Source organism: Geodermatophilus sp. TF02-6, assembly GCF_003319115.1.
In the GTDB taxonomy this organism is placed as follows: Bacteria; Actinomycetota; Actinomycetes; order Mycobacteriales; family Geodermatophilaceae; genus Geodermatophilus.
Window position 1 is genome coordinate 61,473 of sequence record NZ_QOHF01000001.1, and the last position, 12,149, is coordinate 73,621.

At 74.9% G+C, this 12,149-nt stretch carries 9 protein-coding genes; 4 read left to right on the forward strand and 5 right to left on the reverse strand.

Features of this window, described 5'->3' with window-relative positions; genetic code table 11:
• The first annotated feature begins 77 nt into the window (after positions 1-77).
• Together DQ238_RS00320 and DQ238_RS00325 are read left to right on the forward strand one after the other, a co-directional pair.
• Positions 78-767, forward strand: coding sequence for an ABC transporter ATP-binding protein (locus tag DQ238_RS00320; protein ID WP_113779321.1), 690 nt, complete (start codon positions 78-80; stop codon positions 765-767).
• A complete protein-coding gene (locus DQ238_RS00325) occupies positions 764-1,852 on the forward strand; it encodes a hypothetical protein (RefSeq protein ID WP_113779322.1) in 1,089 nt (362 codons plus the stop codon). The genes DQ238_RS00320 and DQ238_RS00325 overlap by 4 nt, the downstream gene beginning before the upstream one ends.
• Before the next feature lie 256 nt (positions 1,853-2,108).
• Here the strand turns inward: DQ238_RS00325 and nhaA are convergent, their stop codons facing one another.
• The 5 genes from nhaA to DQ238_RS00355 all read right to left on the reverse strand — a co-directional run bounded on the left by nhaA (position 2,109) and on the right by DQ238_RS00355 (position 9,285).
• Positions 2,109-4,742 carry a Na+/H+ antiporter NhaA gene (gene nhaA / locus DQ238_RS00330; RefSeq protein WP_113779323.1) on the reverse strand — a complete coding sequence of 878 codons (2,634 nt, stop codon included), beginning with the start codon at positions 4,740-4,742 and terminating at the stop codon, positions 2,109-2,111.
• Positions 4,739-6,256: an MFS transporter gene (locus tag DQ238_RS00335; protein ID WP_113779324.1), complete on the reverse strand. Its 1,518-nt coding sequence runs from the start codon at positions 6,254-6,256 to the stop codon at positions 4,739-4,741. Before DQ238_RS00335 ends, nhaA begins: the two co-directional genes overlap by 4 nt.
• 734 nt (positions 6,257-6,990) lie before the next feature.
• The gene (locus DQ238_RS00345) at positions 6,991-7,851 is read right to left on the reverse strand and encodes an NmrA family NAD(P)-binding protein (RefSeq protein ID WP_113779326.1); all 861 of its coding nucleotides are present in this window, start codon (positions 7,849-7,851) and stop codon (positions 6,991-6,993) included.
• A gap of 271 nt (positions 7,852-8,122) precedes the next feature.
• A complete protein-coding gene (locus DQ238_RS00350) occupies positions 8,123-8,875 on the reverse strand; it encodes a glutamine amidotransferase (RefSeq protein WP_113779327.1) in 753 nt (250 codons plus the stop codon).
• The gene (locus DQ238_RS00355; RefSeq protein WP_113779328.1) at positions 8,872-9,285 is read right to left on the reverse strand and encodes a TIGR03618 family F420-dependent PPOX class oxidoreductase; all 414 of its coding nucleotides are present in this window, start codon (positions 9,283-9,285) and stop codon (positions 8,872-8,874) included. Before DQ238_RS00355 ends, DQ238_RS00350 begins: the two co-directional genes overlap by 4 nt.
• A 207-nt stretch (positions 9,286-9,492) precedes the next feature.
• Between DQ238_RS00355 and DQ238_RS00360 the strand changes: the two genes are divergently transcribed.
• Together DQ238_RS00360 and DQ238_RS00365 are read left to right on the forward strand one after the other, a co-directional pair.
• On the forward strand, positions 9,493-10,323 hold the full coding sequence (locus tag DQ238_RS00360) for a hypothetical protein (protein ID WP_113779329.1): 831 nt from the start codon (positions 9,493-9,495) through the stop codon (positions 10,321-10,323).
• 16 nt (positions 10,324-10,339) lie between these two features.
• Positions 10,340-12,136 carry a fumarate reductase/succinate dehydrogenase flavoprotein subunit gene (locus DQ238_RS00365; RefSeq protein WP_199506037.1) on the forward strand — a complete coding sequence of 599 codons (1,797 nt, stop codon included), beginning with the start codon at positions 10,340-10,342 and terminating at the stop codon, positions 12,134-12,136.
• Positions 12,137-12,149 lie beyond the last annotated feature (13 nt).

Below are 12,149 nucleotides of genomic sequence, written 5' to 3' on the forward strand. Positions count from 1 at the left end.
CCGGAGTCGACGCGTCGGGCACGGGGACCGGCCCACGATCGGGACGTGACCGTGACCCTCTCCGCCCGGGCCTCCGGATGACCTACGGCGGCGGCCCGACCGCCACGCACGCCCTGGCGGGGGTCGACCTCGACCTGGGCGTCGAGGCGCTGGCCGTCATGGGCCCGTCCGGATCGGGCAAGACGACCCTGCTGCACTGCCTGGCCGGGATCGTCCCCCCGACGTCGGGCTCGGTCACCTGGCGGGGCCGAGACCTCACGGGGCTCTCCGACGCCCGCCGCACCGTGCTGCGCCGCTCCGACTTCGGCTTCGTCTTCCAGTCCGGCCAGCTGTTGCCCGAGCTGCCGGCCGTGGAGAACGTCGCCCTGCCGCTGATGCTCGCCGGCGTGGACCGGCGGACGGCGACCGCGCGGGCCGCTGGATGGCTGGACCACCTCGGTCTGGGCGGCCTGGAGCAGCGCCGGCCCGGCGAGCTGTCCGGCGGGCAGGGCCAGCGGGTGGCCATCGCTCGCGCGCTGGTCGCGACACCCGGCGTGGTCTTCGCCGACGAACCCACCGGTGCCCTGGACGCCGCGACCAGCGCCGAGGTCATGGGCGTGCTGGTCGGCGCCACCTGGACAGCGGGTGCGGCGCTGGTCGTGGTGACCCACGACGAGGACGTGGCCCGCTGGTGCGGGCGGGTCCTCACCATGGGCGACGGCCGGCTGGTCGCCGAACGCTCCTACCGTCCGGCGTCCGCCGCGTTCCCGGGCGGCGGTGCCCGGTGACCGCGGCGCTGCGGCTGTGGTGGCTGTTCGCCCGCCGGCAGGGGCCCGACCGGCTGACCACCGGTCTGGCCGTTCTCGCCTTCACCGTGGCGACCTGGGTGCTGCTGACCGTCCTGGGCGGGGTCCGGGCCTTCCTCCTGCGCAGCGACGCCGCGGGCAGCGAGGACGGCGGGGTCTACGCGGTGCTCGCCGTGACCGCCGCGGCCTTGGTCCTCGTGCCGGTGGTGACCCTGGGTGGCGCGGCGGCCCGGTTGGCGGTGGCCCGGCGCCACGCCCGCCTGGCCGCCCTGCGGCTGACCGGCGCGACCACCGGCCAGGTGGCGAGCCTGGCGGTGGCCGACGCACTGGCCCAGGCGGTCGCCGGAGCCCTCGCCGGAGCGGCTCTGTACGGCGCGACCCTGCCGCTCGTCGCCCTGCTGCACTTCCAGGGCAGGGCCTTCGGCGTCTCGGAGCTGTGGCTGGGGGCGCAGGGGCTGGCGGCGCTCCCGGCGGGCCCGCTGGTGGCCCTGGTCTCGGTGCTCGGCCGACGCGTCGTCCGCGCCGCGCGCACCGTGCCGACCCTGCTGGCCGGCCGGCGCATGCTCGCCGACCCCAAGAGCGTGTGGCGCAGCGTCGGCGGGGTGGCGCTGGTCGCCTTCGTCGCCGGTGTGCTCTGCGTCAGCCCGGGGATGGCCGCGGCCGGGGAGGGAGCGGGGCAGCTGGGCACCGACATCGCCACCGGGACGACGGTCACCCTGGTGATCGCCTCGCTGCTCGCGGCCGTCTCCACCGGGGTGACCCAGGCCGCGCGGGTGCTCGACCAGGCCGCCGAGTACCGCAGCCTCCACCTGGCCGGTACCGAGGTGGGCGTGCTGCATGCCGCCCGCCTGCGCGAGACGTGGATCCCGCTCGGAGCCTGCGTCGGCGGGGCCTCGCTGGCCGCGCTGCTGCTCATCACCCTGTTCGTCCAGGTCCTGCTGCGGGCGCCGTCCGGGACGGTGCTCTTCCTCGGCTCGGTGGGCGCGGGGTGCTCCCTGGTGGTGGGTGGGACCGTGGCCAGCCGGCGGCTGGTGGACCAGGCGGCGCGGTCGCCCGGGGCTGTCTGACGTCGCCGGTCCGGGCCCGGGCGGCGGCACCGGCCGGGTCGACGGCGATCCACCGGTGAGCCGGCGACCGGCGGCCCTCGCCCGGCTCCGCTCCTCCGAGACGGCCTCGTCGACGCCGTGGCCGCCGCCTGCCGGTGACGCCGTGGGCCTGCGAGGCGGCCCCTCGCAGGGGCCCGCCGCGAGCTCGTGAGCGGTGGGGCGAGGGGTCCTTCGAGGGGTCCTTCTCCGAGTGGTGAGGGGCAGGAGGGCCCTCTTCTCAGTCGGCCGCGTCCACCGCGGCGTCCACCTCGGCGTCGGTCGGGTTGCGCAGCACCTGACCGCGCCGGCCGACCACCACCGGCAGGTCCTCCTCCGAGACGCCCAGCTCGGCCAGCAGCGCGGCGCCGTCACCGGTGGTGTCGAGGTCGACGAACGTGGCCGCCAGCCGGCGGGCGCGGGCGTAGTCCTGCAGCCGGCGGCTGTCCGGCGACCCGGCCCGCCCGACGATGCGCAGGTCGGCGGCGGCCTCGAGCAGCATGGACCGGCGCACGAGGAAGGCCCGCAGCACCAGTTCCTTCAGCGCCGGGTCGGCGGCGAACACCCGGCGCATCCGGTCGTGGTCGAGCAGGAGCGTCTCGGCCGGCCGCAGCACCAGCGCGGTCAACGACACCGGCTGGCCGCCGAACAGGTCCAGCTCGCCGAGGAACCGTCGGGGTCCGTGCACGGAGAGCACCCGCTGGTCGGCGCGCCCGTGGTCTTCGACGATCGCGACCGCGCCGGAGAGCACGACGTGGAAGTCGTAGCCGGGGTCGCCCTCGCGGAACAGGGTGTCGCCGGGCTCGTGGCGTCGACGGGTCCCGGAGCGTTCCAGCAGGGCCAGCTGGGCGTCGTCCAACCGCGGGAAGGCGCCGTCCCGGTCCGGGGTCTCGGGCAGGTCCTCGGGCACCGTCACCGCGTCGTCCGCCGCCGCCCGCCGGTCCTCGCCGCGCCGCGGCCCCAGGACCGGCAGCGCCAGCCCGGCCGCGCCGTCGTCCGCAGGTGCCGCGGCGCCGTCCTCCCCCGCGGCGGCGAGCAGCTCGGCGGCGAGGGTGTCGGTGTCGTACGGGCCGGTGTGCCGCCGTCCGCCGACGAAGAAGGTGGGCGTGCCGGCGACCCCGCTGGCCTCGGCGGAGGCCACGTCCTCCTGCACCCGGCGGGCGTAGCGGCCGGACCCGAGGTCGCGGGCGAAGCGCTGGACGTCGAGGCCGATGGCGGCGGCGGAGTCGAGCAGGTCGGAGGCGGTCAGCCGGTCCTGCGTGTCGAAGAGCCGGTCGTGCATGTCCCAGAACCGGTCCTGGGCCGCGGCCGCCTCGCTGGCCTCGGCGGCCAGCTCGGCGTGCGGGTGGACGTCGACCAGCGGGACGTGCCGGAAGACGTAGCGCAGCCGGTCGCCAAACCGGGCGCGCAGCTCCTCGACCGTCCCGGTGGCCCGGCCGCAGAACGGGCACTCGAAGTCGCCGTACTCGACCAGCGTCAGCGGCGCGTCGGCCGGGCCGCGGACGTGGTCGCGGGCCGGGTCGACCGGCGGGTCGAGCAGCACCGGCCGCCCACCGGTACCGGGCGGGCGGCGGTGGTCGGCCAGCCGGAACAGCGCCCAGCCGAGCAGGGCGGCCAGCACCGAGGCGGCCAGGACGCCGACCCGGGCCTGGTCGGCGGTGCGCTCGTCGCCGCCGAGAGCGAGATCGACGATGAACAGCGCGATGGTGAACCCGATGCCCGACAGCGCGGCGCCGCCGGCCAGCTGCAGGCCGCCCAGGCCGGGGGCGAGCGCGCCGAGGCGCAGCCGCACGGCCAGCCCGGTGCCGAGCAGGATGCCGGCCAGCTTGCCGAGGACCAGCCCGGCGACCACGCCGAGCGTCACCGGCGAGGTCGCCGCGGTGCGCAGGGTGTCGCCGGTGAGCGCGACACCGGCGTTGGCCAGGGCGAACACCGGCACGATCACGAAGCTGGTCCACGGCTGCCACAGCTGCTGCAGCCGCTCGCTGGCCGACACCGACCGGTCGATGGACAGCCGCGCCGCGCGGGCGAACTCGGGGTTGGGCGACTGCTGGTAGGCCCGGGTCCGTCGGGCGGCCACCTCCACCTCCTCCCGGCGCGCCGGGTAGGCCGGGGTGAACAGGGCCATCACCACCCCCGCGAGGGTCGGGTGCACGCCGGACTCGTAGGCCGCCACCCACACCGCGATGCCCAGGACCAGGTAGGCCGGGCCGCGCCAGACGTTGAGGTAGCGCAGGCCGAGCATCAGCGCCAGCCCGAGCAGCGCCAGCGCGAGCGGGCCCACCGCGAGGTCCTCGGTGTAGAAGAGCGCGATGACGCTGAGCGCGCCGACGTCGTCGGCGATGGCCAGGGTGAGCAGGAACAGCCGCAGCTGCGCGGGGCAGGCCGGCCCGACCAGCGCCAGCACGCCCAGCAGGAAGGCGGTGTCGGTGGAGATGACCACGCCCCACGCCGACACCGCCTCGGTGCCGAGATTGAACGCCGCGTAGACCAGCGCGGGCACGGCCAGGCCGGTGAGCGCGGCGACCGCCGGCACCGCGGCCCGCCGCCGGTCGGTGAGCTCGCCCATGACCAGCTCGCGCTTGATCTCCAGCCCGACGACGAAGAAGAAGAACACCATCAGGCCGTCGTTGACCCAGTGCTGCAGGTTCAGGGAGAGCTCGGCGTCGCCCAGCCGGACGGCGAACTCGGTGTGCCAGAAGGTGTCGTAGCTGTCCCCGAACGGGGAGTTGGCCCACAGCAGCGCGGCCACGGTGGCCAGCAGCAGCAGCCCGGCGCTGCCCGCCTCGCTGCGCAGCCGCCGGCGCAGCGGGGCCACCCGGGCGAGCAGGCCGCGCCCGCCGGCCGGGGTCTGCCGCGCGACGCTCGCGCTCACCGCGACGCCTCCGCCGCGGGCTGCCGGGGGTGCACCTGGGGTCCGGTCACCCCGCAGTGGGCGCAGCGCTCGAGCGCGAGGCGGGGAGCCGGCTCGGCCTCTCCGGCGTCCAGCGGACGGCGGACGAGGACGGCGGCCACCAGCGCCCCGGCGACCAGCAGCCCGGCGCAGATGAGCACCGCCGTCCGGAAGCCAGCCCCGAAGGCCGCCGGGTCGGTGTAGTCGCTGCCGCCCAGGCCGGCCGCGACCGGCACCACGGCCACCGCGAGCAGCCCGGCGGCCCGCGCGACGGCGTTGTTCACCCCGGAGGCGATGCCGGCGTAGCGGTCGGCGGCCGAGTCGAGGACCGTCGCGGTCAAGGGCGCCACCAGCAGCGTCAGCCCGGCCCCGAACACGGTGGCCGCGGGCAGCACGTCGACGACGTAGGAGGCGTCCGGGCCGATCCGCAGCATGAGCAGCACCCCGCCGGCGGCGACCAGCGGACCGGCGGTCAGCAGCGGCCGCGGGCCGATCCGCTGGGCCAGCGCGCCGACGCGGGAGGAGAACAGCAGCATGAGCACGGTCACCGGCAGCAGGGCGGTGCCGGCCAGCAGCGGGGTGAAGCCCGCGACGATCTGCAGGTGCAGCACGAGCAGCACGAACACCACACCCAGCGCGGCGTAGACCAGCAGGGTCACCACGTTGGCGGCGCTGAACTGCCCGGACGCGAACAGCGCCGGCGGCACCAGCGGGTGCGTCGAGCGCCGCTGCACGACGGCGAAGGCGGCCAGCGCCACCACCCCGGCGGCGCCCCAGACCAGCACCGCCGGACCGCGGCCGGGCTCGCCCGCCGCGGTCAGCGCGTAGGTCAGGCAGCCCAGGCCGACGACGACGAGCAGCGTCCCCGGCCAGTCCAGCCGGGACGCCGCCTGCGGGTTGCGCGACTCGGGCACGTACCGCACCGCCACGGCCACGACCACCGCGGCCAGCGGCAGGTTGAGCAGGAACACGGTGCGCCAGTTCCACTGCACCAGCCAGCCGCCGACGAACGGCCCGACCGCCCCGGCCACGCCGCCCAGCCCCGACCACGCACCGACCGCCGCGGCCCGGTCTGACCCGTGGAAGGACGCCGAGATGATCGCCAGGCTGCCCGGCGTCAGCAGCGCGCCGCCGACGCCCTGCAGCGCGCGGGCGGCGATCAGCGTGCCGACGTCGGGCGCCAGGCCGCACAGCAGGGACGCCACGGCGAACCAGACCACGCCGATCAGGAACACCCGCCGCCGGCCGAACCGGTCGCCCAGGGAGCCGCCCATGAGGATCAGCGAGGCCAGCGTCAGCGTGTAGGCGTTGACCGTCCACTGCAGGTCGGAGAATCCGGCGTCCAGGTCGGTGCCGATCCGCTCCAGGGCCACGTTGACGACGGTCGCGTCGAGCATCGCCAGGCTCGAGCCCAGCACGGTGGTCAGCAGCACCCACCGCGCGCGGGGCGTGCCCATCCGCAGGCCTCCGTCGGCGGCGACCTCCGCTCGGGCCATCGCGCCTCCCACCGTCGCCTGCGCGCCTGCGAGTCTGCTCCCCCCGCGGGCGTCCGGAGAAGGGAGACCGCCCGGCCGGCACCCTCACCGACGCCGACACCTGCTTCCGGGCGCCCGCCTGTTGCCGCGGTCGACATCCCGGGCCGGACGGCGACCGGGCTGCGGCCCGCCCGACCCCGCCGGAGCACCGAGCCCGGGAACCGATCCCCGGCGTGGGCCCGCTCCTGCTCGCCGGTGAGCACGAGATCGGTCCCCGGCGGATCGGCCCGGCGCCGCTCGACCAGCAGCCGGGTGTCCCGAGTGGGCGCCAGGTCCAGCAGGCCGGCGGCGACCTGCGACGGTGCGCGAGTGCGCGCGGTGGCAGCCCCGCTCAGCTGTCCGGCGTCAGGTCGGAGGAGTTCGTGAGCAGCCGGGTCATGGCACGGTGGACTCCGCTCGCTGGCCGTCCAGTCCTGGGTGAGGGCCGTGAAGATCGCGTCCTGCCACTGGTGCGCGGCCTCGAGCAGGGCCAGGCCGGCGGGGGTCAGGCGAACGAGCCGTCGACGGGCATCGGACGGCGACGGACGGGTCGTGAGCAAGCCGTGGTCGACGGCGTGCGCGATCATCCGCGACGCTCCGGGACTGGTCGAGGGCCAGCTCGGCGGCCACGTCGTTGACGGTCACCTCCTGCCGTCACCGAAGAGGACGAGACGACTGGGTCGCGTGCCCGGGTCGTGCGAGTCGCTCGTGCGTCCTCACTGCGCCGTGGCGGCCTGCAGGGTCGAGCGGATCGGCTGCGGCGCGCGACCGAGGAGTGTCTGGAGGGCCGGGTCGGTGACCGCGAACTCGCCCTGACGGGCGGCGTGGAACATGGTGAGGAACAGGCGCGCGGCGTGTTCGGGCACCCCACGGCCGACCTGAGCGGCGACGTAGTCGTCGTCGTCGACCACCACACGGCGGATGGTGCGGCCGGTCAGCTCCGAGAGGAGGTCGGCGACGCCGTGCAGGTCGACGGCCTCGGCTGCGGTGAGGGTCAGGTGGTCGTCGTCGGGCCGGCTGGCGTCGGTGAGGACGACCGCGGCGGCCTCGGCGAGGTCGGCGTGGGTGGTCCATGACACCGGCCCGTCGGCCGGGGCGACGAGCTCGCCGGTCTCGAGAGCCTGCCCGAGGAGGTTGGGGACGGTCGCGGCGTGGAAGCCGTCGCGAAGCGCGGTGAACGGCCGGCCGGAGGCGGCCAGGTACGCCTCGGTGGCGGCGTGGTCGCGCGCCGGCGCGAACACCGAGTCCGGGTTGGCCGCCTGGTGGCTGGTGTAGAACACTCGCCGCGCGCCGGCGCGGTAGGCGGCGTCGATGGCGCTCTGGTGCTGCCGGACGGCCTCCTCGCCGAGCCGGTCGACCGAGACGACGAGCACCTGCTCGGCGCCCTCGAACGCCGAGGCCAGGCTGCCCGGATCGGCGAAGTCCCCGCGCCGCACCCGTACCCCGCGGGTGCTCAGCTCGGCGGCGCGGTCGAGGTCGCGGACGCTGACGGCGACCTGGTCGGCCGGGATCCGCTCGAGCAGTCGCTGGACGATCTGCGAACCGAGCCGGCCGGTCGCGCCGGTGACGACGATCATCAGTGGGAGCTCCCTTGTTACCATCGAATCGATGTACGTAGTAACGGTGGAAACCAGACGCTAACGGCATGGCGCTATCATTGGCAACACGATCGAGGTTGGGCCGCGGAGGGCCGGCTGACGCGACTGCGGATGCGCATCGTGCAAGCGGCGACGCGACTGCTGCACGAGGAGGGCCGACCTGGGACGACGGCCGGGACACGGGCAACGGCTCAACGCCAGCCGGGGACAGCTCCTGGCCGCGGTGTCGTCCGGCAGGACGACGATGTGATCACCCGTACCGGGCGGCGAAGTTGGCCAGCATCCGGCTCGGCTCGGTGACCACGGCGAGCGACATCCGGGCGATCAGCTCCTCCAGCTCGTCGGGCGGGAAGTAGCCGGCGTGCCGGTACACCCGCACGCGGGTCACCACTCCGGCCACGTCGAGCTCCGGGTGGAACTGGGTCGCGTAGACGTTGCGCCCGACCCGGAACATCTGCACCGGGCAGGCCGCGGAGGTGGCCAGCAGCACCGCCGAGGGCGGGAGCACGCGGCAGGCCTCCTTGTGGCCGACGAGCGCGTCGAACACCTCGGGCAGACCGGCGAGGACGGGGTCGGCCCGGCCGGCCCGGGTCAGCCGGACCGGCACGCAGGAGATCGGCTCGCCGTGGGTCCGGTCGACCACCCCACCCTGGTGCACGCCGAGGGTGCCGATGCCGTAGCAGGCCCCGAAGAAGGGGTGGTCGCGGGCCACCACCTCGTCCAGCAGCGCGGACAGCTCCGCCTCGACCCGGCGCTGCACCGACGACTTGCTCTGCGGCGGATCGCTGGAGGTGAACGGCCCGCCGCCGAGGAGGACCCCCGCGTAGTCGTCGAGGTCCAACTCCGGCAGCGGCGCGGCCTCCACGCGGATGCGCCGCAGCCGCCGCTCCTCCAGCCCGGTCGCCCGCAGGAACGCCACGTACTCGTCGTCCGCGGCCGTGTCCTCGCCTCGGGTGGCCAACAGCAGGAACGGCCGTCCTCGTCCGGTGCCCGCAAGCGTCATCCCATGATGGTCTGGCGCTCCGGCTCGATGTACACGGTGACGCGCTCGGTCTTGATGCTCTCCGGCGGGTAGGGGCGGCCGTCGTACTTCTGGGACAGCTCGTCGATCTGGTCGCGGGCCCGCTGGCCGCCCTCGGTGCCGACGACGCGGCCCCGGACCTCCGCGTAGTGGTAGGGGTTCTGCTCGTCCCGGATCGCCAGCGTCACCCGGCCGTCGCGCTGCATGTCCTGGAACTTGCGGCGGTGCGCCTCGGTGTTGACGAACAACCGGTCGCCGTCGACGCCGACCCAGATGTACTGCGTCTGGATGCGCCCGCTGGGCAACAGGGTGCTGATGGCGGCGTAGTTGGGGCCGCCGGCCAGCTCGCGGGTGACCGGGTGCAGCTCGGGACCGTCCTTGGTGTCTGCCACTGTGACGCGCTACCCGGGGGACGACGCCGGTACGCACACGGCACCGCCGCCGCAAGCCCCTTCCCCCAGCCCGGAGTCCGTGGTCGACTGCGCACCTCCGCCGCGCCGGCGGCGCCAGCACCTGGAGGCAGCGATGTCCCTGGAGCAGCACGGAGCGGCGCACGCGGCCGCCCGGCGACCCGGTATCGGCCCGGCCCCCGTGACGTCGTGACCACGACCGCATCCCGAGGCTCCGGCGCGGTCAGCGCGGGACGCGGGAAGGGCGAGGCCGCCCCGGGCCGGGCGGCGATCGCAGCCCGGACGCTGCGCACCGACCGGTGGTGGGTCGCCCCGCTGATCACCGTCGTCGTGCTGGTGGCGTTCGTCGCCTACTCGTCGTTGCGCGCCTTCCAGAACGCCCACTACTTCTCCGAGCCCTACATCTCGCCGTTCTACTCGCCGTGCCTCACCACGGCGTGCGAGGGCGACACCTTCCCGGAGCTGTTCACCGGGCCGGCGTGGATCTCGCCGGCCATCTACATCCTCCTGGTGCCGCTGGGCTTCCGGCTGACCTGCTACTACTACCGCAAGGCCTACTACCGGTCGTTCTGGCTCTCGCCCCCGGCGTGCGCGGTCGCCGAACCGCACCGGCGCTACACCGGCGAGACCCGGTTCCCGCTCATCCTGCAGAACGCGCACCGCTACTTCTTCTACCTGGGCCTGGTCTTCAACGTCATCCTGACCTACGACGCCGTCCTCGCCTTCCGCGACGGGGAGGGCCGGTGGGGGCACATGGGCCTGGGCACCCTGGTGCTGCTGGCCAACGCCGTCCTGCTGTGGCTGTACTCGCTGTCCTGCCACTCCTGCCGGCACATCGTCGGCGGCCGGCTCAACTCCTTCTCCCGGCACCCGCTGCGGTACCGGTACTGGACCGTCGTCTCGCGGCTGAACGCCCACCACATGCGGTGGGCCTGGATCTCGCTGTTCGGCGTCGCGTTCGCCGACCTCTACGTCCTCCTGCTGGCCACCGGCACACTCACCGACCCCCGGTTCTTCTGATCACGGAGTTCTTCTGATGGAGCTCGAGAGGCACACCTACGACGTCGTCGTCGTGGGAGCCGGCGGCGCCGGCCTGCGGGCCGCGATCGCCGCCCACGAGGCCGGAGCCCGCACGGCCGTCGTCTGCAAGTCGCTGCTCGGCAAGGCGCACACCGTCATGGCCGAGGGCGGCATCGCCGCGGCGATGGCCAACCTCTACCCGGAGGACAACTGGCAGGTGCACTTCCGGGACACCATGCGCGGCGGGAAGATGCTCAACCACTGGCGGATGGCCCAGCTGCACGCCCAGGAGGCGCCGGACCGGGTCCGCGAGCTCGAGGACTGGGGCGCGCTGTTCGACCGCACCCCCGACGGGCTGATCAGCCAGCGCGACTTCGGCGGCCACCGGTTCGCCCGGCTGGCGCACGTCGGCGACCGCACCGGGCTGGAACTGATCCGCACCCTGCAGCAGCGCACCGTCGCCCTCGGCGTCGACGTGTTCATGGAGTGCACGGTCACCCGGCTGCTCACCGACGCCGAGGGGATCACCGGCGCGTTCGGCTACTGGCGCGAGTCCGGCCGGTTCGTGGCCTGGCAGGCGCCGTCGGTCGTGCTGGCCACCGGCGGGATCGGCAAGGCGTACAAGGTCACCTCGAACTCGTGGGAGTACACCGGCGACGGGCACTCGCTGGCCCTGCAGGCCGGCGCCGGGCTGGTGAACATGGAGTTCGTCCAGTTCCACCCCACCGGGATGGTGTGGCCGCCGTCGGTGCGCGGGATCCTGGTGACCGAGAGCGTCCGCGGGGACGGCGGCGTGCTGCGCAACTCGGCCGGCAACCGGTTCATGTTCGACTACATCCCCGACTTCTTCCGCAAGGAGACCGCGGAGACCGAGGACGAGGCCGACCGCTGGTACACCGACAAGAAGAACAACCGGCGCCCGCCGGAGCTGCTGCCCCGCGACGAGGTGGCCCGGGCGATCAACAGCGAGGTCAAGGCCGGGCGCGGCTCCCCGCACGGCGGCGTCTTCCTCGACATCGCCTCCCGCCGTCCGGCCGACTACATCCGCCGGCGGCTGCCGTCGATGTACCACCAGTTCAAGGAGCTGGCCGACGTCGACATCACCGCCGAGCCGATGGAGGTCGGCCCCACCTGCCACTACGTGATGGGCGGGGTCGAGGTCGACCCGGACACCGCCGCCGCCCGGGTGCCGGGCCTGTTCGCCGCGGGCGAGGTCGCCGGCGGCATGCACGGGTCCAACCGGCTGGGCGGCAACTCGCTGTCGGACCTGCTGGTCTTCGGCCGGCGCGCGGGCGCGGCCGCCGCCGAGCACGCCGAGAAGCGCGCCGGGCTGGTGGAGCTGGCCGAGCAGGCGCTGGCCGACGCGCGGACGGCGGCGCTCGCCCCGTTCGAACGGGAGGGCGGCGAGAACCCGTACGCGGTGCAGTCGGACCTGCAGCAGACGATGCAGGAACTGGTCGGCATCATCCGGACCGCCCCGGAGCTGGAGCGGGCGCTGGAGCGCATCGCCGTGCTGCGCCGGCGGGTGGCCGCCCTCTCCGTGGAGGGCCACCGGCAGTACAACCCCGGCTGGCACCTGGCGCTGGACCTGCCGCACGTGCTGCTGGTCAGCGAGTGCATCGCCCGCGCCGCGCTCGCCCGAGAGGAGAGCCGGGGCGGGCACACCCGCGACGACTTCCCGGCCACCGACCCGGAGTGGGGCCACATCACCCTCGTCTGCACGCGAGCGGCCGACGGCGGGGTGACCCTGTCCCGCCAGCCGCTGCCCCAGATGCCGCCGGAGCTCGCCGAGATCTTCGCGGAGGCACCGTGAGCGGCCTCGCGAG